Raw genomic sequence first — 26,092 nt, 5'->3', positions numbered from 1 at the left:
TATTTTTCAAAACGCAACATTTCCTTTGTGTTTTCTGTTTTCACACGCGGGAAGTGTATAATATGTTTTTTTCCGTATATAACACTTTCCCTCGCGCATTATTTTTCTACACGGTTCCGGCGTTTATCGGAGAACATATTTGTTTTTCCTACAACACACATTCCTGTTTTCACAAGCAGGAAGCGTCTTGTATGTTTTGCACCGTATATAACAGTTTCCCTTGCACAGTTTTTTTGAACATGTACAGGGCATATTACGGCCAAACATATATTTTGTCTTTACAATACAACATACCCGTGATTTCACACGCGGGAAGCGTCTTGTATGTTACATGCCCTATATAAAATCTCCCCTGGCAAATGGAATTACAACATATTAAGCCCAGAATAACTTATATATAAATAAATATATTCAGTTATAACCAAACCTATTTAAACAAGTTACATTCTTATCCAGACACCTCTGAGGGTACACGATGCATTTAATAATAACAGAAAAGCATGACACTGCCAAAAGGATCGCAGCAATACTATCCGATAAAAAGCCAGATAAAGAAAGAGTAAATGGTGTTGATACATATAAATTCAACGAAACCGCCGTAATTGGCTTATCCGGGCACATCGTAGAAGTGGATTTTCCGAAGGAATACAATAACTGGCAGAAAACAGATCTACAGAACCTGATACATGCAGAAGTTCTTACAAACCCAACCCATGCAAACATTGTAACTGCTATTCGAAAACTGGGAAAAACCGCCCAACACCTGACAATCGCCACTGACTATGACCGTGAAGGTGAATTGATAGGTGTAGAAGCATTGAATGTGGTGAAAAAAGTAAATCCGGATATTTCCGCAGACCGCGTCCATTACAGCACTATAACCCCGGCAGAAATCAAGAAAGCTTTTTCTAATCCTGTTAAAATCGATTTTAATCTTGCTGCTGCAGGCGAGTCACGGCAGGTCATAGACCTCATTTGGGGTGCGGTTCTCACTCGATTCGTTTCATTGAGCTCAGGAAGGCTCGGGGATAAATTCCTGTCAGTTGGAAGGGTGCAGTCACCTACTCTTGCAATCATTGTCAACCGTGAAAAGGAACGCGAAACATTTATCTCCGTTCCTTACTGGGAACTATATGCTACACTTATAAATGGCGGGGAATTTGAAGCACAGCACAAGAAAGGACGATTCCTTGATCAGGCAGAAGCTGAAGCGACCAGGGCAAAACTTGGAAAAACCGGAACAGTAAAAAGTATTATACTTGGAAAACGAAGCGAAAAACCTCCCATGCCGTTCAATACCACCGAATTCCTAAGAGCGGCAAGTGCTATCGGGATTTCCCCTTCAAATGCCATGAGGATAGCAGAATTCCTTTACGTGAATGGTTACATCTCGTATCCGCGTACTGATAATACCGTTTATCCCGAAACACTTGACATGAAAGGGATCATTGAATCTTTCCTGAACACGGAATTCAAAGAATATGCACAGAAGCTATTATCTGGAAAACTCCAGCCCACAAGAGGCAAGAAAGAAACTACCGATCACCCACCTATACATCCCGCGACACCCGTAAAGAGAAGCCAGCTTAAAGATGATGAATGGAAATTATATGAGCTTGTAGTTCGGCGGTTCTTCGCAACATTTGCAGGCGAGACACTCTGGGAAACAATGGCTGTAACAGTTGATATCAGCGGTGAGGATTTTGGGGCGAACGGGGCAAGACTGATGGAACCTGGCTGGAGATGGTATTATTCGTATAATCTGCCGGAAGACAGGATACTGCCAAAGTTAGCAGAAGGCCAATCCCTTACAGTAAAAGAAGTAAATCTTGTTGGAAAAGAGACACAACCCCCTTCAAGATACGGGCAGGGGCATCTTATCAAGATAATGGAAGACCTGGGCCTGGGAACAAAATCCACGCGCCATGAAATAATATCCAAACTTTATTCCAGGGCGTATGTTCACGGAAATCCCATCCAGCCAACAAAAACAGCCTTTGCAGTTGTTGAGGCGCTTGAAAAATATGCAAGCACTATCACTAAACCCGACATGACAAGCAAACTTGAAAAAGACATGGATGAGATTTCCGAAGGCAAGATTACCGAAGACTTCGTGGTCAGGGAATCAAGGGATATGCTGGGTGAAGTATTCAAGGATATGACCAAAAACAAGGATCTGATAAGTGAAGCCCTCAGGAACGGATTATATGAAGACAGGGTTATCGGAACATGCCAGAAATGTTCTTCTGACCTTATCATCCGAAAATCCAAAAAAGGTTCAAGGTTTATAGGATGTTCGGGATATCCAAATTGTGATTTCACTCTTCCGCTGCCTAAAATCGGACAGATCGTAGTCACTGAAAAGCAATGCAGTGATCATGGTCTCTTCCATATTAAAATAGTGAACAAAGGAAAGCGCCCCTGGGAAATCGGATGCCCGCACTGTAATTTTAATGAGTGGCAGAAGAAGATTGAAGAAGAAAAGAAGAATGGATTGATAAAAGAGCCAAAAATTGAAGTAAAGGAAGTTAAGTCCAATAAAACTAAACGTAATTCTTCAAAATAAGCAATAAAAATGGTATTATTTGAAATTTTCATATCCTATGGGATGGCCGGACTTCTTCTTATAGCCCTGATTTCATCCATAATACCAATACCAACAGAACCCGTGGTTTTCGGATTACTGGATGTTGGAAAAAAACCTGAGTTAGTATTATTAATTTTGATAGCAGGATCAATCGCAGGAGCATACATTGGATATTTATTAGGAAAATATAAAATTCGAAAGATCATACCGTTCCATGACCGGAAAAAGGAACTGATGATGCAATTATATTTCCGCAAATACGGTGCATTCCTGCTAATTGTCTCCCCATGGATCCCGATTGTTGGCGACCTTGCTCCAATGGTTGCAGGAATTGAAAATTATGAAACTAAAAGGTTCATGGTTGTGATATCAATCGCAAAAACAATAAAATGTATCGGGATATTATATGTGTCAATAAAAATCATTGATATATGGACTCTTTTCCCTAAATAAAAGATTTTTTGATATAAAGGATTTTTAATATAAAGTTATTGACATTTTATAAAATTGATACGAATGTTATTTATATAAACATGAAGATAACAGAGTGCAATGCATACGCTTATCATATGTATTGACAGGGACAACGACCTTGGGGAAAAAGGAAAAGTGGAAAGCCCGGTAATCGGGCGCGCTGCAAACATCGATGCTGCGGTCAGACTTGCTTCCAGCGACCCGGAAGATTCGGATATCAACACAATTTTTGGCGGCATTAATGTTTATGATAAACTCATTGCCCAGAAAGAGAGTGTAGAGATCGTTTCAATAGCCGGGGATAAAAAAGTCGGAATACTGGCTGACAGGAAAATCGCTGAACAGCTTGACAGAATTCTCCTTGAGCTAAAACCACTTAAAGTGATACTTGTTTCTGATGGAGCAGAAGATGAATCCGTATTGCCGATCATACAATCCAGAATAAAAGTTGATGCAGTTCATAGAATAATCGTAAAACAGCATGAGAATCTGGAAAGCACATATTATATAATTAAAAAAGCATTCAACGACCCAAAAATATCACATACTTTTTTCGTTCCTATCGGTCTTGTTTTCCTGATCTATTCGATCTCATTATACTTTGATCGCCCTGAGGTTGCGGTAATGGCAATAACTGCAAGCATTGGCCTTTATATGTTATTTCGTGGGACAGGTTTTGATGATACCGTGGATAGTTTCAAAGGGACTATGATGAAATCCTTATATGGAGGAAAAATTACTTTTGTTATGTACCTGGCAGCCATAATACTGTCACTCATTGGTACCGTGCAGGGTGGTATTGCACTCTGGGATTATTATAACGAACCGATACTTGTGGGATATCTTGTTCTGCTTATGGGTTACATCAATGCCTCCATATGGTGGTATGCAATTGCAGGTGTAATTATTAATATTGGCATAATTTTTGACCTGCACCTGGATAAAGAAAAGATCGGAAGGCACTGGTCACATCCGTTCTTCGTGTTTGCAGCCGGTATTATCTTATGGGCTGGAAGCACATACATACTTGTTATACGGGAAGCAATGGACACATATCCTATAATCAATAACGGCCGCCAGTTTGTTCTCGGAAGCGTAACATTGGCAGTATTAATTGCGGTTACAGGTGCATGGATTTCAGCAAGGACAACAAGAAACAGGATATCAAAACGTTAATCGTTCTTGTGTCTTTCCACAGCTTCATCAAGGGTTAATTCCCCTTTTGCGACAGCTCTTGCAAGGAGCCGCGGAATAGTCGAACGACCGTTGCTGTATTCCCGGCTTGATTCCTGAATTACCCTTACTTCCCCACTCGAAGGCTCAATGAATTGTTTTCCCACTATTTTTCCCGGGATCAATGCAATATTAATTGCCGCAATAATATCAGATATCACCCGTCCATGAACTCCTTTTCCAAGATGCGGTGTTGTTCCGGTTTCATCCACCATTTCTACCTGTATTCCAAGGTCAAGTATCCCGTTTATCAACTGTGAACGGATAAGTCTTGCACCATGACCTATCCTGACAATGATTTTTTTATTTTCAAATTCCTGCATTATTCGTTTTATAAGCGGGCATACATCACCCGCAGAGACATGATGAACAGAAATTGTCCTGTTATTTCCAAGTATGGCAACACCCGGATATTTTCCAGGGTCTATTCCTATAATCAAATGTTCAAAATCCTCTCCGAATAGCATGGAAAGCGCTTTATCAAGGGTTGCCTGTGGCCTGTTGTCAGCGATAACGATCATTTCATGATCAAAATCAATAAACTCAGATTCCCTCTCTGTAGTAATGACAACACCAACGTGCGGAGGTATGCGTTCTTCGGGATTCAGAACAAGGATATTCAATTTACGGGATCGGCCTTCCTCGATGATGGAATGATATACCGGAAAATCATCCGTAACAAGAGCTATCGTCTTATACCTTTAAACCCCTCCTGAAAAGTTGTTTCGCATCGCAATTTATTCCTTTTAATATTAGGGTTCACTGTATATTACCCTTTTTACTCAGACTCATCTCCACTTCCTGTCTTCAATCCCTGCCCTGGAATGAACCTGCCACAACCTCTCCTGGCAATTATCTCACCGTCCTCAAAAACTACTTCGCCGTGTGAGATGGTCATTTTGGGAAACAAACCTTTCATTCCGTTAAAAGGTGTCCATCCTGCTTTGCTGTGAAGTTTTTCTTTACGGATCTCTTTTTCTTCACCCACAATTATCATATCAGCATCATATCCGGGCGCAAGTACGCCTTTTTTCAGGCCAAATATTCTTGCAGGATTCTGGCTTGTTACCTCAATTACCCGTTTCAGTGTGAGAAGATTTCGTTTTATTGCCATAAGCATTAAAGGCATCATTGTTTCAACACCGGGAACCCCGGCAGGAGCAGACCATATATCAGTCATTTTTTCTGATTCAAGATGCGGAGCATGGTCTGATGCTATTATATCTACAGTCTCGTCCCGCAAACCTTCCCACATGCTCTGCTGGGATGAGAAATCCCGAAGCGGTGGATTCATTTTTCCAAGTGTGCCAAGCCGCCTGTAATCCCTTGTGGATAGAAAAAGATGGTGAGGTGTTACTTCGCAGGTAATGTTTTTATTATCTGCTTTCGCTCTTCTTATGACGTCGAGGCTTTCAAGTGCGCTGATGTGGCAGAAATGCAGCTTTGTTGTATCAACTGCAAGATTGATCGCTTTTTCCACAGCGATTTTTTCAGATAAATTGGGACGGGACTTGGAATACGATTCTGGTGCAGGATTCCCTTTAAGCAAATTGACGAATTTCTTTCTTGTCTCTTCGTCCTCAGCATGAATACAGGCAACTGCACCCAGGTTCCCAATTGCAGGAAGCGCCTCTTTCAATGTCCTCTCATTAACGTTCAGCGACCCTGTGGATTCTGCCATGAATATCTCACCGAACGCAGTTGCCCCAAGTTCCCAGAGGTTCTTAAAATTTGTGAGATTTGCAGTTACTCCTGCATTGATACCATAATCGATTATTGATTTTCTGGATTCTTTTAATTTTTCCTTGAATGATGAGCGGTCTATTGTAGGTGGGATCGTGTTGGGATGGTCGATGACCATCGTAACGCCCCCGGCTGCCGCTGCGCATGAACCTGTATACCAGTTCTCTTTCTTTGTCATTCCAGGGTCACGGAAATGAACGTGGACATCAATCGCGCCTGGTAATATGAGCGCGCCTCTGGCGTCGATGATCTCATCATATTCCTGCTGTCCAACGATTTTCCCGATCTTTGAGATTTTCCCGTTATCCACAGCTATTTCAACTGGCTGGATAGCATCGTTTATGAAAATTCTGGCATTTTTGATTACGAGGTCAGGCATTTAATTTTATTCACCGCAAAGACAGTTTGAATTGTTTTACTGATAGTAAATTGTTTGGAATACATACATAACTATGCTTCGATCGTATATCTTGTAAAATTAACCTGAATTTCGGATTCTCAAATATCAACCAAACTGAATATTTTAGGCGGTTTTAATCTCACCAACGGCGTTTATCGTATCACTTTCGATCTTTCCATCCAGCATTTTTATTATCCTCCTGGTCCTCGCCGATACTGACGTATCATGGGTTACGATAAGTATAGTCTGCCCTTTTTCACTTAATCCGCGAAGGAGTTCCACGATCATATCCCGCGTCTTTGTATCCACTTCCCCGGTAGGCTCATCAGCAAGGATTATCGCAGGATTGTTCGCCATAGCCCTGGCAATGGCAACGCGCTGCTGCTCTCCGCCTGATAATTCAGAAGGCTTATGGTTCATCCGGTCACGAAGCCCCATCCGGGTGAGAAGCTCCGCCGCTCTTTCTTTTCGCTTGCTTTTCGGTACCCTTGCAAACCGCATCGCAATATCAACGTTTTCAAAAGCTGAAAGCGTGGGTATGAGATTAAAATGCTGGAACACAAAACCGATCTTTTCACGGCGGATTTTCGGTGCTTCGCTATCTGTTGCTTTTGTAACCTCAACCCCGTCAATAAACACGCTGCCTTTTGTTGGTCTGTCAAGAAGACCTATCATTGAAAGGAACGTGGATTTACCGCTTCCCGAAGGCCCTATAATGCTCAGGAACTCGCCTTTTTGAACGTCAAAACTGACATCACTGAGGGCATGCACCGGGATTTTTCCCTGCATATAGGTTTTTGAAAGGTTCCTGACACTCAGGATAGGTTCATCCATACTTCATGGCCTCCATGGGATTCATTTTCATTGCACGATACGCTGGAATACTGCCGGAAAGAGTCCCGAGAAGAGTTGCAAAAAGCAGTGATATTATAATAAGCCTTGGTGTGATAGCAAAAAGCACCATTCCCATGGAAGACAGATATTCATTCATGTAATAAATGAATATCCCACCTCCGATAATTCCGAAAATTCCTCCGAGAACACCCATAAGCGCAGATTCTCCCATGGTAAGATAAAGAATATCCCAAATCTCTGCACCCATTGCTTTCATGAGACCGAAATCTTTTGTCCTTTCCGAAACTGACATCAACATGGTGTTCATTACACTTAAACCTCCAATGATAGCTGCAAGGATTGCCGAACTTAGAGTTATCAGATTGATAATAACAAGTGTTTTTTCTACCTGTTCCCTGAGTTTTTGAGGCGATAAGGCCGTAATTTTTTCAACGCTTAACTCTATCCTTTTTGCAAGATCTTCCCCATCAGCCGAAGGTTCAGGCACGACCCAGATATAAGAAACCGTATTTTCAAGCTCATAAAATTTTTGTGCTGTTTCAAGTGGAATCGCGATAACATTGTCATAATCCGAGCTTGTATATTCCAGTATTCCCACAACAGTAAAATTTCTTTCATGGGTTATGGAAGAAGTGCCTCTGAATCTTTTTGATTTTATGGTAAGCTCATCCCCTACTTTTATTTTGAATTCCCGTTCAACATTACTGCCCAGTACGGCCCTGTAAGTGTCGCTCGGAAGGAGGAGTCTTCCACTTTTTAATTTTGTATCTTTCAATGTTGTTTCTTGCTTATCGATAGGGATTCCCACGACGTAATCTCCAATTAACCCAATCCCCTCAACATCATAAGGCATCCACAACAAACCATACGCATCAGAGACACCTGGAACCCGGTTGACTTTTCTTACAGTGGATTCATCTATGCTTCCTCCCAGATATCCTGTTTCAGGAACAACCTGGATTTTATCCACAAGGTTCAATGTGTTTTCTGAATGGCGGTTAAAATATTCCGACATCCCGCCCATGACCATGACAGCAAATATCCCGAGCGCTATGCCAAATACTGTTAAACCTGTCCTGAATTTTCTCTGGGTGATATTTCGAATTATGAGATCATTCATACCGCAGCGCCTCCATCGGGCTCATCTTTGCTGCCCTGTAGGCCGGGTATAGCCCTGATAATACCCCAAGAAGAGTTGAGAAAACAATCGCGATAGCAAGTAGTCTCGGAGTGACCGAAAAAAGAACAGTGCCGCGGGATGCAAGATAATCATTCAAATAATATACGAGGGCTCCGCCTCCGATTATTCCGCATATCCCGCCAAGTATTCCCATTAAGGCTGCTTCCCCCATTGTCATAAAAAGAATATCCTTTGTCTCGGCTCCCATAGCTTTCATGAGCCCGAATTCTTTTGTTCTTTCTGAAACCGACATCAGCATTGTGTTCACAACACTTAAGCCACCGATAATTGCTGCAAGTACGGCAGCGCTTATGGTGATAAGAGTGAAAATCACAAGTGACTGCTCGATCTGTTTACGAAGTTGCTCCGGGGAAAAGGTTTTTATTTTTTCAACATTCAGTTCTATCCTTTTAGAAAGATCTTCTGCATCCGTATCCGGGTCAGGGACCGCGAGAATAAAAGACACTGTATCCCCGCGATCATAGAATTTTTGTGCTACGTCAAGCGGGATTATAACGCCGTTATCAAAGAAAGAACCTGTGTATTCCATTATTCCAACAACTGTAAAATTCCTCGTATGGGTTATTGATGAGGCGCGCTGTACGCGCTTGCTCTTTATCTGGAGTCCGTCTCCCGCTTTCAGGTTAAACTCGCGCGCAACACTGCTCCCAAGTACTGCCCTGTAACCATCACCCACGGCCAGGAACCTGCCATCTGTGACTTTTGTGTCTTTTAATAAGGAGAGTTGTTTTTCAGGCTGCACTCCTATCACTACATCACCGCCAAAAAAACCCAGGCTTTCAGGATCAAGTGCAGCCTGCAAAATCCCGTAGGCATCAGCCACACCAGTTACCCTTTTTACTTCCCTTGCTTTTGAATTGTTAAGATCCCCGCCCCCGAATCCTATTTCCGGGAATACACGGATCTTATCTGCTGTCAGACTTATGGATTTATCAAAAGTCATGTTGAAATGCTCAGACATCCCGCCCATAACGATAACTGCAAGTATCCCGAGCGCAATACCGAAAACTGTTAGCCCTGCCCTGAGTTTTCGCTGTGTGATATTCTTAAGGATGAGATCAAACATTAAACACCTTTTAAACTTTCAATTTCCGGGATATTGATATCACTACCACCAGGGCAATCAGGAAAACGATCCCTTCGAATCCGGGTGTGCTGTTTGCGGGCGAGGTTATATTCGCAGTTGGATATTCCGGTATCCTGAGTGCGGTTTCATATTTGTCTATCGTGATATTTTTATGGTTCACCGCTTCGAGGATCACATCATAATTCCCTGGTGCGATTCCTTTCCATACAATGCCAGCAGTTGATTCTTTTCCTGAAGTAAGGATATCTTCAAACTGCTGCCTGTATACATGCGTTTCTCCTGTTGCCCTGTTCTTTGCAGAAACAACAATGGATCCATCGAAAGGGACCTGTGATTTTCCCTGGATAGTAACGCTTGCGCCGTATTCATCCACCTGTACATCCGCAGGCAGTATCTCAACATCGTCTGTGGCTGTGAATCCGGCTATATATGTATTGACAAGAGGAGACGCATACAGCCTGTGGCTGAATATTTTTGCCCGGACAGTATATTTCTTGTTATCAGTGAGCAGAAAAGGCCACAGTATTTGCAGATCAGTGCTGGTTGTAATCGATATGTCCTCTCTGGTTTTAGAGTAAACAATGTCATTATTATCTAATAGTTCAATTTTAATATCGGCCACTGTGGGATTAAAAGAACGAAGTAATAACAGTACTCCGCTGTCTGATGGCGAGAAATCCACAACCTGGAAAGAGGGTATAGTGGCACTTCCGTAAGCGATATGGTATGAATTGTTGGAAACGAGCCTGTCCCCTTCATATAAGGCTACGGTGGCGGTATAAAAATCATGCTGGGGTTTTTCCTGCCATATTATGACTTTGGTCAAAGGTTCTCCTGCCCTGGCATTAACCGGAACTTCATGAGATTCGACGATCTCACCTGAATACAAAAGTTCAAAAACTACTTTTCCATTGAAATCCACATCAGAATTGATAGTAACATCGCTTGTTGTAAAATCCGAAAAAAAGTCGGTTAATTCAACGCGAGCGGATGCTGGATTGACCATAGAAAAAACTATCAAAATTAAAAATATTGAATATGATTTCATTGTTGATATCCTGTTAAATTGCAATTGCATGTTACCCTTTATACAACTTAAAGGTTTTAATGATATTTAAAATTTTCAAAATCTATTTTAAAATTATTATCCTTTACTTCCGTATCTCCTTACATGCTCCCAGGCACGATGATATTTTTCGAATTTTTTATTTTTGGAATATATGGCCATATTCTTCCTCCCAAACAATTCCCTGTCCTTTCCCACAGGGCAAACTTTAATACAAATCCCACACGGCGACCTGAATTCGTCCCTCAGTTCGGCGCTGCGTATTGCACACGCTCTTTTATCAACAGGTGGCGGGAAATCGCCTCTTGCCGGGATTGCGCCAGCAGGGCAATTATTCACACACATGAGGCAGTGGGTGCATATATCCTTGATCTTTATGGGATCGGATTTTATTTTTGCTGATGTGAAAATCGAAGTGAACCTGACCCTTGGTCCATATTCGGGAGTAAGCAGTACATTATTATGCCCGAAAGAACCCAATCCTGCAAGGTATGCGGCATGTTTATGAGAAAAAAATGCGAACGGTTTATCTATCAAAATTTTTATATCACCATAACCATCCCTTGGAAGATATATGGAACTGAATCCTTTTTCATTCAGGAAATTCGCGATTTCATATGCTTTAGAATCAAGCATTGAATTTACTGTTTTATAAAGTTCCTGATAATAGATAGAAGGCGCAGTCTCAATTATGGGTAATGACACGGGCAGCCCGATCACTATTACAGTTTTAGCTTCAGGATAAATGGACTGCGGCCAGAATTCTTCAGGTATCCATGGCGATAAAACATTGGGAAGCTCATCTGGCACCTTTTTCCATCTGTTAACGGGCGCAAAACCCACAAGAGGTATTCCCAGGGCCCTACATTTCTTAAGAAGTTCTTTTTTCACGGCTTATTTCTTGAGCTTTTCAGCAAGCAATCTTCCAAGCGTCCTGCACTCCTCAAGGCCTTCTTCTTCAGGGATCCGTTTTATCCGGAGGGGCGGCTCAATTACACTCATCCCATAGCTGGAAAGCACTTTCGTTATGAAAATGGGTCCTTCTCCACTCCACCCGTATGATCCGAAGGCTGTTCCGACTTTGTTCTTAAGTGGAACTTTTGCCAGGCTTTCCACATATTTAATAACCGATGGCATTCCTGCGCCCTTGTAGGTTGCTAAGCCTATTGCTATTGCATCTGCATTTTCAACATCAGCCGGGGTTGCTTCATCCACCTTCTTGATCAAGACATCAAGACCTGAGTCCCTTGCCCCTTCTTCGATGGCTTTTGCCATCAGGCCAGTGTTGCCAAAGCCTGTGCCATATATTATCGCAAGTTTTTTTGCCATATCATCGCCTCAATCTACCTTTTTGAACATCGATTTTGGTGCATTACATATAGGGCATTTATCAGGCGCTTCTCCTTCTACCGTATTTCCGCATATCTGGCAGACATGATACCCAGTTTCCTTGTTCTTGCCAAGATTATCAAGAGCCTTCTGGTAAAGACCTGCATGGATCTTCTCCACCTGGTTTGCTACATCAAAACTGAGTATCACGGCATCCGATGCATTTTCATTTTTTGCCTGCTCGATGAATTTCGGGTACATATCCTTGAATTCCGCTGTTTCCCCGGATATTGCACTCTTGAGATTATCCATTGTTTTTCCCACGCCCCCCATCACCCGTAAATGGTTCTTGGCATGTACGGTCTCAGCGTCAGCAGCTGCGCGAAATAGTTTCGCTACCTGCTTATAGCCTTCCTGCTCGGCTTTATCAGCAAAAGCAAGGTATTTCCTGTTCGCCTGTGATTCTCCAGCAAAAGCTTCATTTAAATTATCCTGTGTGGTCATGATCTCACCTTTTTTAACCCTTACCTTTTAATTTACTGCTATAGGTGATATATTTTCCTGTCAATTACCTCTGATATTTACCCATCAGTTCACCTTTTGCCAGTATGTGGCCTTTCATGGCGCTCTCAAGCTGATTCTTTGAAGCGCCCGGCGGCAGCACAGGGTTTATATCCAGCGCATACACCTTAAAATAATACCTGTGCGGTTTTCCAGGGGGAGGACAGGGACCTCCGTATCCGGTTTGTCCGAAATCATTCATACCCTGCATGCTTCCATCGGCAAGCGTCTTATTATGGGGGATGCCTTTTGGCAGCTTCAAAATCCCGGCAGGTATGTTATATAGCACCCAGTGCACGAATGTTCCTTCCGAAGCATCCGGGTCATCCATTATCAATGAAATGCTCTTTGTCCCCGCGGGTATCCCTTCCCAGGAAAGTGAAGGTGAAATGTCCTTGCCATTACACGTAAATTCGTCAGGTATAGTGCCCTCCTCTTTAAATCCATCTGCTGAAATCGAAATCTTCTCCATATTGTTATCCTCCTTTGTGATGCATCCGGCTGCAAGCAGAATTATTAGACTCAATCTTCAAGTTTTCGAGGTTTTTATATGACATTAATAGCTTTTTCTGCGGCTTTTTTTATCTCACTCAAGATAAGGCCGATATAACCTTCGTTCCCCACAAGAACAACTATTAAAGCATCGGGGCCGGCTGCATATGTTATTAGCTGCTTATTATTTGTTTCAACAATTATGGATTTGGGTTTCTGTTTACTCAATCGTATTGTGGTAGATTCAGCCGACATATATAATGTAGCAGTTAAGGCAGCGAATGCTTCACTATCAAGTCCCGGACTTGCTTCCCTGGAAACCATAAGCAACCCTTGTTTTGAAACAATTGCGCAAAGTTCGACGCCCCCGACTGACTGCAAGTCATCAAGGATCTTTTCAAGCATATTCGCGATCGTTTCCATTGATTCCTCAACTAATTCATTGCCCTATAAACAATTACTAAGAAATAGATTACTGCGGTTTGGAACAAAATGAGTGAAATATCTTGAATAAAATGAATCTGACTTTCACCATACCTCTGGATAAATCCCGGATATTCAAGAACCGAGGAAGCTAAAAAAAATGGAGATGAGATCATCACAATATTCATAGCGTCCCTTATTTTATAAAATCGCAAATATATAAATGATTTCAATATCTCTTTATCCATCTTCCTGAGCTTAAAAAAGATCACGAACATTATGCTGACTAAAATTATTCTTGCCAGGAAGTCCAAAATATTTAAAATATATTCCATAATTATCTTCTTATTTCAGGCAAACATGCCTTCTGAATGTAGATTCAGTTTTGAGGGGGCGATCAATAATTTCCTGATGGCTTTTTGGAAGTCTTCCATTCCAACACCAAAACGCTCCTCCCTCACTGCGAACATTCCTGCTTCCATTGCGATCGCCTTCAGATCGGAACCATTCGCACCATCAGTAAGTGAGGATAGTTCATCAAAATCAACATCTTCTGATAGCTTCATTTTCCTGGAATGAATTTTAAGGATCATTTTTCGGGCATCCTTATTTGGCATCGGGATAGAGATGAAACGGTCAAATCTTCCGGGGCGTAGAAGAGCGAGATCAAGAATATCAGGCCTGTTGGTTGCAGCGATGATCCTGACATTTCCCCTTGGGTTAAAACCATCCATTTCCGAAAGCAGCTGCATCAATGTGCGCTGGACTTCACGATCCCCGGATGTAGCCGAATCAATCCTTTTTGCTCCTATGGAATCAAGCTCGTCTATAAATATAATGCTGGGTGATTTTTCTTTTGCCATTTTGAAAAGGTCCCTTACAAGCCGCGCTCCTTCACCAATATATTTTTGTACAAGTTCCGAACCCACTATCCGGATAAATGTTGCTTTTGTCTGGTTTGCAACGGCTTTTGCAAGCAGGGATTTTCCTGTTCCAGGGGCGCCGTATAGCAATATGCCTTTGGGAGGTTCAATCCCGATACGTTCGAATACCTCTGGTTTTGTAAGCGGCAGTTCAACAGTCTCACGAAGTTCACGGATCGGTTCCTCAAGGCCCCCGATATCCGAATATGAAACGTTAGGAGATTCTATGACCTCCATACCATGTACGAACGGGTCTCTTGATGACGGAAGAATACCGACAACAGCAAGGCTCTGGTAGTTTAAAGAAACCGAAGTTCCAGGCACAAGTTCTGAGTTGTTGATTAACTGGGTTGATCCGACAACGAACTGCGGGCCTGTGCTGCTCCTGATTATCACTTTCCCGCCATCAAGAACATCCACAACCGTACCAACAACAAGTGGAGGGGTTTTTATTCGTTCAAGCTCACTTTTCAGCTGCCGTATTTCTCTTTCGTAGTTAAGCACCTGGCTTTCGGTAAAACGCTTTTCCATTTCTACCTTATTGGCCTGTTCCTTGAGGAGAGTGTTCCTTTCCTCAAGCATTTTTATCCTGTCCATCAGATAGCGTGAAAAATCATTGTTCCCCATCGAGACCGGGCTTTCCTGGGTATTATCCTGAGATTCTGACATCGAATGATATTTAAGCGTGGACGGTATATAGAGTTTTCGTCGAGATGATGTGATGGAATGTGAAATTTGTGGTACTAATATAAAGGGAAACCCTATTCGTGTGACAGTCGAAGGGACTGTACTGGATGTATGCAGCAAATGCGCACAATATGGAAAACCGCAGGATAAGTGGACACCGGTGTCAAGAAAAATGGCTCCGACAGAAAGGGTAATAGTGACACACAGGCCGAAAAGGGATGCTTTTGATAAACTCGAAGACGAGATCCTGCCGGATTATGCGCAGGTCATCAAGAAAGCAAGGGAATCCCAGGGATTGACCATCGAAGACCTTGCATCAAAGATGATGGAAAAAGCTACCCTGATAAGAAAGATCGAACGTGAAGAGCTTATACCCGAGGATACAGTCCGGAAAAAGCTTGAAACCACATTAAATATCAAACTTACCGAAAGGGTATCTTCGAAGGACCAGAGGGGCAGCGGGTTCATCAGGGGAACCACTCTTGGGGATGTGGCGATTATCAGGAAGAAAGGGAAATAATCTTCATTCTTCGAAGATTTTTTTAGTAAATCGTTGATTTTCGAATCAGTTTACTCAAGTTCCTTTATAAACTCTGAAAGCCTGCCGCACGATACCTTTTTCTTGGCCTCGCTGCATTTCTTGACCTTATCAAGAAGTGTGGACATCTGCTCATGCGTGAGATCATATCCCATTTTTTGCACTACACCCTTTAAGGCCTTTGAACCTGTGTGTTTTCCTATAATTATTTCCCGTTTGGCGCCTACCATTTCAGGAGCGAACAGTTCATAGGTCATGGGTTCCTCAAGAACAGCAGCAACGTGTATCCCTGATTCATGGGCAAATGCATTTGCTCCCACGATCGCTTTTGTTTTTGGGATCGGTATTTCGGTATATTGTTCCACGAGCTTTGAAAGCTCCATCAATTTGCTTACATCATATTTCTCAATACCGTATTGAACACGCAGGCTCACAAGCAGTTCTTCAAGAGCAGCATTGCCGCAGCGTTCGCCGATCCCGTTGACCGTGGTATGAAGCTGAAAAGCTCCTGCCTCGGCACCGCTCAGCGTGTTCGCAACAGCCATTCCCAGGTCGTTATGGCAATGGATACACAACTTGGTTTTTATTGTTTTCTTTATCTCACTGACAAGGTAGAACGCAGTACTTGGATTCAATATTCCCACAGTGTCGGCGATACTGACATAATCCGCGCCGTGATCTTCCGCTGACTTGAAAATGGACTTCAGTACCCCGATATCAGTACGGGTTGCGTCTTCAGCTGCAAAACGAACGATAAGGCCGTGATCTTTGGCATAATCCAGCACATCAAGGGCGCAGGATGTAGCCTCTTCAAACGTTTTATGGTATTTGTATTTTAGATGCAGATCGGATGTTGCTATAAAGATGCTTATGAAATCCACATCGCATTTAAGAGCAGTGTCAACATCTTTTGCAACCGAGCGTGCAAGACAGCATACCTTTGCATCAAGCCCAAGGTGTGCGATTTCACGGACGGTTGCTTCTTCAGCTGCCGATACTACCGGGAATCCGGCCTCAATAACATCAACTCCAATACTATCAAGTTTCTCGGCGATCGAGATTTTTTCCTGTGTCGAAAAAGCTACGCCGGGCGTCTGTTCGCCATCCCGCAAAGTGACATCACATATCTCTATGTCCCCGGGTTTATGATTGATGAATTTCATTAAGTTGTTTTTGGAATAATCGGTCATATTGATCAGGATTATTAACGATGTTTAATCATTACTTATATCTTTGCATTTCTTGCTGGAGTGTTATTTGATAGAATAAAAGAAGCACTGGCTATCATTTATGCCAGGGTTAAATCTATTCCAATCAAAAATAGGGGATGAGGATTGATAACGAAACACCTATCGCTTCAATCCTTTATACGAGTTGTTTTTTTGCTATAAATATGTGAAGATAGCAGTGTGAAAGTATTCCCCTTACATCATCATACCGGGAGGCATTCCGCCCATTCCACCCATACCGCCCATACCAGCCATGCCCTGCTGGCCTGCTTCCCCGCCGCCTGATGCAGCAAGGACGTCGTCAATCCTCAGGATCATTATTGCGGTTTCAGTTGCTGAGTTTATAGCCTGTGTCTTTACACGCAGAGGCTCGATAATCCCGTTCTTCCACATATCTTCCGTATTCCCTGTAAATACATTAAGCCCGAAATCCTTATTTCCTTGCTCATGCTGGCTTCTAAGCTCCACAAGTTTATCAATCGGGTCAAGACCTGCATTTTCGGCAAGTGTTTTCGGGATCACTTCAAGAGCCTCGGCAAACTTCATGACTGCAAGCTGTTCTCTTCCTTTTAGTGTTGAGCCGTAATCTTTTAACCTCAAAGCAAGTTCAATTTCAGGTGAACCTGCACCTGCGACCAGTTTTTCATCTTCGATCGCAACACCGACTGCTCTCAGTGCGTCCTCAAGTGCGCGCTCGGTACTTTCCACTACATGTTCTGTGCCCCCCCGGATCAGGATCGACACAGCTTTTGGATTCACGCATTCCGTGATGTAAAGCATCTTATCTTCGCCATGCCCTTTCAGCTCTACAAGCCCGGCCTGGCCGATATCTGATGCTTCGAAATCATCAAGGCTTGTTATAAGATTTGCACCAATTGCCCTTGCGACTTTATCAATGTCTTTTTTCTCTATATGTTCAACTGCAAGGATGTTTGCTTTTGCCAGGAAATACTGAGCCAGCTCCTCGATTCCGAGCTGGCAGAGGACAACATTTGCTCCTGTTGCTGCTATCCTGTTGACTATGTCATGAACGATCTGCTCTTCCTGGTCCAGGTATTGTGTTAGTTCACCAGGTGTTGAAATACTGATCTCAGCTTCAAGTTCCATTTTGCTGAATTCAATGGGTCTTGTAATGAGTGCTATCCTTGCATCAACGATCCTGTTTGGCATATTGTTACTTGCTTTGTTCTTATCAAGGACAATGCCTTTGATAAGCTCGCAGTCATCCATGCTTTGACCGACTTTTTTCTCTATCTTGATATTATCAATGTCAACTACTTTCTTCCCGTCCTCTTCATCCACGATGGATTTGATCGCTGTAACGACTATTTCTGCAAGCTTTTCTTTTGCCCCTTCTGCTCCTTTTCCGGTCATCGCTGTTCTTGCGATATTAAGGAGAGCGTCCTCATCATTTTCGGAGATCGTATGAGTGATGTCATTTAATACCTCAATTGCCTTATCGGCTGCAGCCCTGTAGCCTGAAGCAATAATTGTGGGATGGACGTCCTGTTCGATCAATGCCCCGGCGCTCATGAGCAATTCCCCTGTAAGAACTGCGGCTGTCGTAGTGCCGTCCCCGACTTCGTCATCCTGGGTTTTTGCCACCTCAACAATCATTTTTGCTGCAGGATGCTCTATTTCCATCTCCCTGAGAATGGTAACTCCGTCATTTGTGATTATGACATCTCCGCTTCCGCTTACAAGCATCTTGTCCATCCCCTTCGGGCCAAGCGTTGTCCTTACTGCATCTGCTACCGCTTTTGCCGCCATGATATTATTATTGCGGGCTTCTTTTCCGCGTGTTCTCTCAGTACCTTCCCTTAAAATGAAAATCGGCTGTCCGCCAAGTTGTGCTGCCATAGATAATTATCCTCCTGATAGTGTTATTATGTCTTATTCAGATCTCCCGATGAATTATATAATTATTTTAAGATCGGGATATGATTTTTGCAAAACAATGTTTGAGGTTCTATATAAAAATTACGTTGGTCAAGGTGTATCTTTGAAATCCTTTGTTTTCGTCAAATTTTTTACGAGTTCTTTTTCATCTTCAGTATAATCAGTTATTTTTTTATTTTTAATATTTTCATCAATACATCGAATAACATTTTATCAATTGAACTTGATTGCGATGGTTTCCCATATTTATTTTTAGATATGAAAAAATTAGAGGAATTGCAATCAAAATCATAATTGTTAGAACCAGTGATGCTAATATTTTGATAAGGGTTATTTTATCCTCTGTACTATGATTTGTAAACATTGTTTGTAAATTAAAATCCATAAATTGGAAAATAAAATAGGTTGTAAAAATGATTATTGTCAAAGTTGAAAATAACATAAATAAGACAATACCCAATAAATCATTAATCTCGCAAAGCTCTCTAGAATAAGATTCTATTTTGCTACACAAATCAAGTTTTTCAGTTGAATCTTTTATTTTTCCATTGAAGACCTTTTCTCTAGTCCATATTTGATATGCCGTTCTGTATTGACTTATATATTGTGTGGCAATCATACCAAATAAGCCAAAGAGTATGACTAAAAATACGAGTAAAGTCATCATAAAAGTAAAAATGAGATAATAAAAATAATAATTACAGATTATCGGATAATGCTAATAATTAAACCTATCAATGCTATTGTAGGTATTATATATCCAATTCGTGCGTAATGCGCTAATCTCTCTGTGCCCATTTTGTTTTCTCCTTATGTCACCGTAAGATATTATACTTATATGTTCATTCATAATGTAAGGTATCCAAACGGCTTTAATCTGTATAACATTGATAATATGACCATTCAGTATAAAAAGGATTCCTTTTATAATAATAATAAATAAACCAATATATTACCCCGGGGAATAATAAATTTATTTTTATGATGCATCGGACCATCTTATCTTTTGAGCCATTTGGCCATCCGCTTTTCAACCTCTTCATGAGGTATTCCCTTACCTTCATCAAGCTCCTTCAAACCTGTATCAACCTGCTGCTTGAAATACAGTTCTGCCATAATATCATCGACAGTAATCTCTTCAGGAAGAGCCTCTATCATACGGATGACTTGTTGTTTTACACCATTCACGCTTATTACCTTCTGGCCAATAATTTCTTATTCCTCCTATATCTATCTTATCTCCCCTCTCCTCTTCATATCCCTCACCGCCTCCTCCACCCCCGTCCCATGCTCTCCCTTCGTCACCATCTTTGCAACTCTCTTCAGATCAGGATGCGCATTCCCCACAGCCACTCCAAAACCAGCCGCCTCAAGCATCTCGATATCATTAGGAGAGTCCCCAATCGCAACAAAATCCCGCGCATCAAGACCCATCATCTCAGCGATCCTCCTTAGCCCTGTGCCTTTATTGATCTTCTTGCTCTTGATATGTATTGCGAATCCAGTATCCACAATATCCACAGGCGCATCTTCACCTAGGAATTTTCTTGCCTCTTTCGCATCGAAATTGCGCCTGAGACCGATCTCGGTGATCCTGTTCTCAAGGTCAAGCATCTCAAGGTGGGAGAAGTGCTGCTTCAATATCTCTAAAGCCTCCCTGCACTCTTTTATGTGGGATGTGTCCGATTCTACTTTCCCGCATTCAACGACTCCGCCATTCTCAGCCATCACGATGCCGCTTGTTCCCAGGAGTTTTGCGACTGCCCGGACAACGCAGAGCACGTTCCCTGTAGCAATAACTACAGGAACGTGAAGGCTTCGTAATGCTGCGACGGCTTTACAATCGATACTCCTGTCGCTATATGTGATCGTTCCATCAACATCCACCACGACAGCTTTGAATACCATTATTATGCTTTCCCAGATTGAGTTTTAATCGAACACGGATGACACGGATCGGACGGATTTACACAGATAATCAAATCCGTGGTATCCGTGTCATCCGTGCAATCCGTGTTCTATAGATCGTTTTTTCTTCTGATTTAAAAAACCACAGAGTTCACAGAGAATTAACTCTGTGATCTCCGTGTCCTCTGTGGTTGATTATCCTTTCTCTTCAGATGACTTCCAAATATATTATCTGCTTAATCCTTAAGCCCTTCCGTAGTGACCGAGAATATCGCCTCGCCCTCAGGAAGATTCGGAGAGTCCACAAGTCTTGCTATCCTCTTCTCGCCTTTGGATTTCCGCAGGTACAGCCTGAATGTTGCGGTATGTCCCACGATATGCCCGCCTATGGGTTTTGTGGGATCGCCGAAGAATGCATCAGGTTTTGACATCACCTGGTTAGTAACGATAATGGCTGCATTATAAAGACTTGCGAACTTCATCAGGTCGTGCATGTGCTTATTGAGTTTCTGCTGCCTGTCTGCTAAGGTTCCGCGTCCCACATATTCAGCCCTGAAATGAGCTGTTAATGAATCAACGATCAGCAGGCGCACCGGCATGCCATTATCCCTCAGCTTTAAAGCAAGATCACTTGCCGTATCCACAAGTAATATCTGGTGGTTTGAATTATAGGCCTTTGCAACATGGATGTTTTTCAGGAACTCCTCAGGATCGTATTCTTTCCCATGTTTTGCAGATAATCCCATTACCATCTGGGTGATCCTTTCTGGCCTGAAAGTATTCTCAGTATCAATTATTATCACTGATCCTTCAAGTCCTCCTTCTTCCTTTGGGAGCTGCACATTTACAGCCATCTGGTGGCCAACCTGTGTCTTTCCCGAACCGAATTCGCCGTAGAACTCTGTAATTGCCTGGGACTCAACCCCGCCGCCCATGAGGTCATCAAAGGCTTTGGTGCCAAAGCTTAACTTTCCCACGAGTTTCCTGCGCTCAAGCACAAGATCGCCTGTTTCAAATCCCCCGACATCTGCGGCCTGACGTGCCGCATTAATGATCTTCTGTGCGGTCGATTCCCCGATCTCAGCTATACTTGCAAGTTCGGATGAGGATGATACGGCTATGGCCTCAATTGAGCCAAAACCTGCTTCTTTCAATTTCTCTGCTGTTGCCGGACCTACACCCGGCAAATCTTCCAAAGTTTTTCTTTCTGCCATGTTGTTCTCTCCAGTGCACGTTTTGTTTGTTATCTGGTGCACAATTATCCATTATCTTGGTGTGTCTATAAATAAACCTTATGAGAGCGGAGTGAAAGTAATATTTATCCTACCTTTAGAGGTATTATCATAAGTTGAAATTTGCTATGATAATGAAACCCCATGGTTTCCACTGGAGAATCCCATCATAGGGCTTACTTTCGAATAACCTGTATGCTCGTCCTGGCGCCTGCGCTAAGTTCCACTTCCTCATTCCTTCCCGATTTAGCATATGCATCCACAATGCGTATTTCGCTTCCGATTTCAAGTTCATTGACAAGGTCTGCATGTTCGCCCCACAGCGCCACTTTTATACGCCCGGTATTATCTGAGATATAAATGTTTGACACCTTGCTTTTTGTGCCGTCAGGCCTATCGAATTCCCTTAAATCATCAATTCCTGAGACATGCCCGGCCACGCTGTAAGCTGAGTTAATACCGATATCGGATATTGGGGTGAGAGGTTCTTTATAGGTAACTACCGCGCTGCTTTTGGCAATTCCTCCGCCAGAACCAAGCGACAGTTCTGTGGAGTTGCTGAATGTATTTTCCCGGGCGTATGCATTCATTACTTCCACGATATCCCCTGCATTTACACCGGGAGATTCAGCTTTTGCATCCCATAAAGTAACCCGGATTTTTCCTGTTTCATCACCTATGGTAATATTTGCGACCTTACCTGTCTTTCCATCCTTGCGTGCAAATGTGCGCACTTTTCCTATGTCAAGCACCTTGCCAAGAATATTCAGGTCATTCATTCCTGCTTTGATCTCGCTGATCTTATGGGCTTTTACTTTCACAGGAACTTCGATTTCAACATGTTCAACATTCCCGCCCCTTCCCACGTTCACTTCAAGCCCTCGCTGCCCCTGTTTAATGAATCCTTTTACTTTAATGGCCTGCCCAATCTTTATATCCCCAATTTTCACGAGGTCGGCAGCATCATCCCATAAAGCTGCCCTGATAGAGCCAGTTTCATCCGCAAGGTTAAGGTTTACCACGCGGCCCATGGTATCATTATCGCGCGAAAACTCCTTGATATCCCCAACAGAAGTCACCTTTGCGATAAAAACAACATTGCCTTTATCAGCGGTCATGTCCCTGATCTTAACGTTCTCATTCAACCCCAGTTCGCTTGCAACAAGCATCGCTGCGGTCCTCGAATCGCAAAGACCATTCATTTCCGTAAATTTCGTCTCAACCCTTGACCTGAATTCGTCAGGTGTAAGTTTCCCTTGAAGTCTTTTAAAAATCTCTTCAATCTCTTCGAAATTCACCATATTATTTTTTCTTTCCCTTCTCACCGGTTTCTTTGGGGACTTCTGATATAAATTTTTTCACTTCGGAAACAGTCAGCTTCCTGAATTTTCGCGTTGAAAGTTCGATCACTCCGACTTCGATGTTCAATTCATTCAGGCTGCCTTCTGTTACTGTCCTGAGGGCTTCAAGCCCAAGAACGATAGCTTTATCAAGATCAATATCTTCAGTATATTTTTTCTCCAGGAACTCCATTATTTCAGATCTTCCTGAGCCAATTCCGGTTGCTTTGTACTCAAGCAAAGCTCCGCTGGGGTCGGTTTCAAAAATGCGCGTTCTATGTCCCTCGATCCCGGCGATAAGAAGAGATGTCCCGAAAGGTCTTACTCCGCCTGTCTGTGTGTAGGACTGCTTGAAATCGCATATCTCTTTGGACAGGGTCTCGATCCCGATGGGCTCATCATAAGTTGTCTTGTTGATCTGGGCCTGTGCGCGGGCGAAATCTACAAGAGCGCGCGCGTCAGCTACCAATCCCGATGTTGCCACACCTATGTGATCATCTATCTGGAAAATTTTTTCAATGGATTCCATCTCCACAAGTCTTGTGGTGGCACGCTTGTCTACTAATAAGACTGCGCCGTTTTTTGCTTTAATTCCGACTGCTGTTGTTCCTCTTTTCACAGCTTCACGTGCATATTCTACCTGGAACAGCCTCCCATCAGGGCTGAATACGGTTATTGCACTATCATATCCTGTTTGTGGTGACTGCATCATATTGTCTCCTGGTTTTTATGTTTCAAGGTTGCAGAGTATATATCTATTTCTATACTATATTGGTTTTTACTCAAATAATATGTCATTTTCATCTTTGAATTCATAATCAACCACTTCAAGTTTGACAGGGATCCCATCTTTATCATAGCATCTCCAGCTTTTAAGATCAAATGGCGCGCCTGCAATAATATGAACAACTCCCTTCTTATCAAAGAGCTCAAGATCAACACCAGAGGGGGTCATATTCCCGGAAGGATGGCTGTGCACCGACCCGATCGTATGTATATTCGGAAGCATGAATAACTGCATTACTGCGCTCTCATCACTTGACTCTGTGCCAGGGACTACTATGACCTCAGTAATGACATCCCCGCTGGCAGAAAGCATTCCTGCAAATTCATGCGGTGCTGATGATTTGCATACTTCAAGTATGAATTGTAAAGTTTCCCGCGCGATTTTCATGATAACCTTATTGGTGCGAAATGTATATATTAACTTAGCATTATTAGAGGGAAGTCTTGGGCTGGTAGCTTAGACAGGCAGAGCGTCGGACTCTTAATCCGACGGCCGTGGGTTCAAATCCCTCCCAGCCCGTTATTGATTTAAAAGCTCAAAATAATAAACAAAGGTACTATACCTCAAATTTTACTGAGTCTGAATTGTAAATATCTTCAAGCAAATTGAGTTCATTCCTTCTATTTATGAAGCTTACCATAGAGTAACATACTGTTCAGTTTGTATATGGATCATACAGAAAATTGCAGCAAAACTATTAATACTTTAAAGAATCGCTAAATCAAGATGTCATATGGCTTTTCACGTAATGCTGATACCAACATTAAGCTGTCCCGCTAATTGCAGTTATTGCTGGAGTTCTGATAAAGGCTCCCCGATAATGAGTATTGAAACCATCAAAGAAGTAGTTGAGTGGCTCAAGGATTTCCGGTCCGACCAGGTTACTTTTACTTTCCACGGCGGTGAGCCTCTCATGGCAGGTGTTGATTTCTACCGTGAAGCGCTTCCATTACTGGCTAAAAACCTCAGTCACATTAAACCCGCTTTTGCACTTCAGTCCAATCTCTGGTTAATGACCCCTGAGATGGCTCAAGTCCTTGCAGAGTATAATATTCCAATCGGTTCCAGTCTTGATGGCCCAAAGGAACTTACTGACCTCCAGAGGGGAAAAGGATACTTCGATAAGACCATGAAAGGCTTTCAAATCGCAAGGGAAAATGGTCTTAAGGTTAGCTTTATTTGCACCTTCACATCCCATTCCGTAAAACAGAAAGAGGAGATCTTTAATTTTTTCCTTGAGAATGGCATAACCCTGAAATTACATCCCGCGCTTCCTTCAATTCGTGATGAAACCCCGGAAAAATTTGCACTTTCCCCGGAAGAGTATGGGGAATTGCTGGTTTATCTCCTTGATAAATACCTGGAAAACATGGGCAAGATCGAGATCATGAATATTGACCACCTCTGTAAATGCATGTTTACCAGCCGAGGCACTGTTTGTACCTTTGTTGATTGCATGGGAGATACCTTTGCGGTAGGTCCTGACGGGAGCATATATCCATGCTATCGTTTCATAGGCATGCCTGAATACGTCATGGGAAATGTTTTAGACCATCCCGGAAAGGAAGACCTTGCAAAGTCCGATGCCTGGAAGAAAATGTTCCAGTTCAAGGATTATGTTAACCGGAATTGCAAAGAATGCAGCAACATCAAATTCTGCAGGGGCGGATGTCCGTACAATGCCATGGCGCCTTATAATGGCCAAATAAAGGGCGTTGACCCGCACTGTATTGCTTATAAGAGGATATTCAAGGAAATAAAGGACAGATGGGAGAATGAGTTTTTTGGCTCCCCTGATATGCCGATGTTCGGTCTTCCGGGAGAACCAAAAAAGACCGCAAAGCATGGAATAATGCCATTGATGATGAAGCGCATCCAATCGCATGATTCAGGTTAAAGTTAGAATATCAGAAATAAAAAAGGTGATAATATGGGTGAAGTAGTAAAACTTCGAGAGTCGGGTAAGAACCTGGTAATTGCCATACCGACCGCAATATGTGAAAATCTGGATCTCAAAGATGGGAATGAAGTTGAGATCGAGCAATTTACATGTGGCGGTGACAATGGGTTGCGAATAAGACTAAAAAAATAAATTTTC

General features: G+C 42.6%; 28 protein-coding genes and 1 tRNA gene. 7 read left to right on the top strand and 22 right to left on the bottom strand.

Features of this window, described 5'->3' with window-relative positions; translation table 11 throughout:
- Window positions 1–475 precede the first annotated feature (475 nt).
- The 3 genes from CL181_RS09475 to CL181_RS09465 all read left to right on the top strand — a co-directional run bounded on the left by CL181_RS09475 (window position 476) and on the right by CL181_RS09465 (window position 4,237).
- Entirely contained in the window at window positions 476–2,566 is a 2,091-nt protein-coding gene (locus tag CL181_RS09475; RefSeq protein WP_097299068.1) for a DNA topoisomerase I, read from the top strand.
- Window positions 2,567–2,575: 9 nt separating this feature from the next.
- On the top strand, window positions 2,576–3,040 hold the full coding sequence (locus CL181_RS09470; protein ID WP_097299067.1) for a YqaA family protein: 465 nt from the start codon (window positions 2,576–2,578) through the stop codon (window positions 3,038–3,040).
- Window positions 3,041–3,139: 99 nt separating this feature from the next.
- Window positions 3,140–4,237 carry a DUF373 family protein gene (locus tag CL181_RS09465; protein ID WP_097299066.1) on the top strand — a complete coding sequence of 366 codons (1,098 nt, stop codon included), beginning with the start codon at window positions 3,140–3,142 and terminating at the stop codon, window positions 4,235–4,237.
- Here CL181_RS09465 and CL181_RS09460 read toward each other — a convergent pair.
- From CL181_RS09460 to CL181_RS09400, 13 genes are all read right to left on the bottom strand, one after another.
- Entirely contained in the window at window positions 4,234–4,917 is a 684-nt protein-coding gene (locus tag CL181_RS09460; RefSeq protein WP_217993137.1) for a hypothetical protein, read from the bottom strand. The genes CL181_RS09465 and CL181_RS09460 overlap by 4 nt on opposite strands.
- A gap of 155 nt (window positions 4,918–5,072) precedes the next feature.
- A complete protein-coding gene (locus tag CL181_RS09455) occupies window positions 5,073–6,416 on the bottom strand; it encodes a dihydroorotase (protein WP_097299064.1) in 1,344 nt (447 codons plus the stop codon).
- A gap of 144 nt (window positions 6,417–6,560) precedes the next feature.
- Window positions 6,561–7,271 (bottom strand): ABC transporter ATP-binding protein, encoded by a 711-nt coding sequence (locus CL181_RS09450; RefSeq protein ID WP_097299063.1) that lies wholly within the window; start codon window positions 7,269–7,271, stop codon window positions 6,561–6,563.
- Window positions 7,264–8,412, bottom strand: a complete 1,149-nt coding sequence (locus CL181_RS09445; RefSeq protein ID WP_097299062.1) for an ABC transporter permease — start codon at window positions 8,410–8,412, stop codon at window positions 7,264–7,266. The genes CL181_RS09450 and CL181_RS09445 overlap by 8 nt, the downstream gene beginning before the upstream one ends.
- Entirely contained in the window at window positions 8,405–9,559 is a 1,155-nt protein-coding gene (locus CL181_RS09440) for an ABC transporter permease (protein ID WP_097299061.1), read from the bottom strand. Before CL181_RS09440 ends, CL181_RS09445 begins: the two co-directional genes overlap by 8 nt.
- Window positions 9,560–9,569: 10 nt before the next feature.
- Complete coding sequence (locus tag CL181_RS09435) at window positions 9,570–10,658, bottom strand: hypothetical protein (RefSeq protein ID WP_141398859.1); 1,089 nt, start codon at window positions 10,656–10,658, stop codon at window positions 9,570–9,572.
- 66 nt (window positions 10,659–10,724) lie between these two features.
- Window positions 10,725–11,537 (bottom strand): epoxyqueuosine reductase, encoded by an 813-nt coding sequence (locus tag CL181_RS09430; protein WP_097299059.1) that lies wholly within the window; start codon window positions 11,535–11,537, stop codon window positions 10,725–10,727.
- Window positions 11,538–11,540: 3 nt separating this feature from the next.
- Window positions 11,541–11,975 carry a flavodoxin domain-containing protein gene (locus CL181_RS09425; protein ID WP_097299058.1) on the bottom strand — a complete coding sequence of 145 codons (435 nt, stop codon included), beginning with the start codon at window positions 11,973–11,975 and terminating at the stop codon, window positions 11,541–11,543.
- Window positions 11,976–11,984: 9 nt separating this feature from the next.
- Window positions 11,985–12,479 (bottom strand): rubrerythrin family protein, encoded by a 495-nt coding sequence (locus CL181_RS09420; protein ID WP_097299057.1) that lies wholly within the window; start codon window positions 12,477–12,479, stop codon window positions 11,985–11,987.
- A gap of 64 nt (window positions 12,480–12,543) precedes the next feature.
- Window positions 12,544–13,008: a YbhB/YbcL family Raf kinase inhibitor-like protein gene (locus CL181_RS09415; protein ID WP_097299056.1), complete on the bottom strand. Its 465-nt coding sequence runs from the start codon at window positions 13,006–13,008 to the stop codon at window positions 12,544–12,546.
- A gap of 74 nt (window positions 13,009–13,082) precedes the next feature.
- Window positions 13,083–13,451 (bottom strand): roadblock/LC7 domain-containing protein, encoded by a 369-nt coding sequence (locus CL181_RS09410; RefSeq protein ID WP_097299055.1) that lies wholly within the window; start codon window positions 13,449–13,451, stop codon window positions 13,083–13,085.
- 11 nt (window positions 13,452–13,462) lie between these two features.
- Window positions 13,463–13,786: a hypothetical protein gene (locus CL181_RS09405; RefSeq protein ID WP_097299054.1), complete on the bottom strand. Its 324-nt coding sequence runs from the start codon at window positions 13,784–13,786 to the stop codon at window positions 13,463–13,465.
- A 15-nt stretch (window positions 13,787–13,801) separates the two neighbouring features.
- A complete protein-coding gene (locus CL181_RS09400; RefSeq protein WP_097299053.1) occupies window positions 13,802–15,043 on the bottom strand; it encodes a proteasome-activating nucleotidase in 1,242 nt (413 codons plus the stop codon).
- Window positions 15,044–15,095: 52 nt separating this feature from the next.
- On the opposite strand from CL181_RS09400, the gene CL181_RS09395 reads away from it, so the two are divergent.
- Window positions 15,096–15,581 carry a multiprotein bridging factor aMBF1 gene (locus CL181_RS09395; RefSeq protein ID WP_097299052.1) on the top strand — a complete coding sequence of 162 codons (486 nt, stop codon included), beginning with the start codon at window positions 15,096–15,098 and terminating at the stop codon, window positions 15,579–15,581.
- A 50-nt stretch (window positions 15,582–15,631) separates the two neighbouring features.
- Here CL181_RS09395 and CL181_RS09390 read toward each other — a convergent pair whose 3' ends face one another.
- The 9 genes from CL181_RS09390 to CL181_RS09350 form a co-directional block, all read right to left on the bottom strand.
- Window positions 15,632–16,762, bottom strand: a complete 1,131-nt coding sequence (locus CL181_RS09390) for a homocitrate synthase family protein (RefSeq protein ID WP_255251518.1) — start codon at window positions 16,760–16,762, stop codon at window positions 15,632–15,634.
- Window positions 16,763–17,023: 261 nt separating this feature from the next.
- Complete coding sequence (gene thsA, locus CL181_RS09385) at window positions 17,024–18,688, bottom strand: thermosome subunit alpha (protein WP_097299050.1); 1,665 nt, start codon at window positions 18,686–18,688, stop codon at window positions 17,024–17,026.
- 229 nt (window positions 18,689–18,917) lie between these two features.
- Window positions 18,918–19,394, bottom strand: a complete 477-nt coding sequence (locus CL181_RS20875) for a hypothetical protein (RefSeq protein ID WP_097299049.1) — start codon at window positions 19,392–19,394, stop codon at window positions 18,918–18,920.
- 332 nt (window positions 19,395–19,726) lie between these two features.
- Window positions 19,727–19,915: a hypothetical protein gene (locus CL181_RS09375; RefSeq protein WP_097299048.1), complete on the bottom strand. Its 189-nt coding sequence runs from the start codon at window positions 19,913–19,915 to the stop codon at window positions 19,727–19,729.
- Window positions 19,916–19,957: 42 nt separating this feature from the next.
- Entirely contained in the window at window positions 19,958–20,635 is a 678-nt protein-coding gene (locus CL181_RS09370) for a phosphoglycolate phosphatase (protein ID WP_097299047.1), read from the bottom strand.
- A gap of 236 nt (window positions 20,636–20,871) precedes the next feature.
- A complete protein-coding gene (gene radA, locus CL181_RS09365) occupies window positions 20,872–21,849 on the bottom strand; it encodes a DNA repair and recombination protein RadA (protein ID WP_097299046.1) in 978 nt (325 codons plus the stop codon).
- Window positions 21,850–22,043: 194 nt separating this feature from the next.
- Complete coding sequence (locus CL181_RS09360; RefSeq protein WP_255251517.1) at window positions 22,044–23,192, bottom strand: OB-fold nucleic acid binding domain-containing protein; 1,149 nt, start codon at window positions 23,190–23,192, stop codon at window positions 22,044–22,046.
- Window positions 23,170–23,919 carry an archaeal proteasome endopeptidase complex subunit alpha gene (gene psmA, locus CL181_RS09355; RefSeq protein WP_097299044.1) on the bottom strand — a complete coding sequence of 250 codons (750 nt, stop codon included), beginning with the start codon at window positions 23,917–23,919 and terminating at the stop codon, window positions 23,170–23,172. The genes CL181_RS09360 and psmA overlap by 23 nt, the downstream gene beginning before the upstream one ends.
- A gap of 66 nt (window positions 23,920–23,985) precedes the next feature.
- The gene (locus CL181_RS09350; RefSeq protein WP_097299043.1) at window positions 23,986–24,381 is read right to left on the bottom strand and encodes a Mov34/MPN/PAD-1 family protein; all 396 of its coding nucleotides are present in this window, start codon (window positions 24,379–24,381) and stop codon (window positions 23,986–23,988) included.
- Window positions 24,382–24,439: 58 nt separating this feature from the next.
- Here CL181_RS09350 and CL181_RS09345 point away from each other — a divergent pair.
- From CL181_RS09345 to CL181_RS20300, 3 genes are all read left to right on the top strand, one after another.
- Window positions 24,440–24,513 (top strand) — tRNA-Lys (locus tag CL181_RS09345).
- Window positions 24,514–24,742: 229 nt separating this feature from the next.
- Window positions 24,743–25,891, top strand: a complete 1,149-nt coding sequence (locus tag CL181_RS09340; RefSeq protein WP_255251516.1) for a TIGR04083 family peptide-modifying radical SAM enzyme — start codon at window positions 24,743–24,745, stop codon at window positions 25,889–25,891.
- Between the two features lie 33 nt (window positions 25,892–25,924).
- Window positions 25,925–26,086 carry a hypothetical protein gene (locus CL181_RS20300; RefSeq protein WP_176505142.1) on the top strand — a complete coding sequence of 54 codons (162 nt, stop codon included), beginning with the start codon at window positions 25,925–25,927 and terminating at the stop codon, window positions 26,084–26,086.
- Window positions 26,087–26,092: the final 6 nt, after the last annotated feature.

The organism is Candidatus Methanoperedens sp. BLZ2 (assembly GCF_002487355.1).
Classification (GTDB): Archaea; Halobacteriota; Methanosarcinia; order Methanosarcinales; family Methanoperedenaceae; genus Methanoperedens.
Note: the sequence above shows the minus strand (reverse complement) of the source record. Positions and strands in the feature narration are given on the sequence as shown.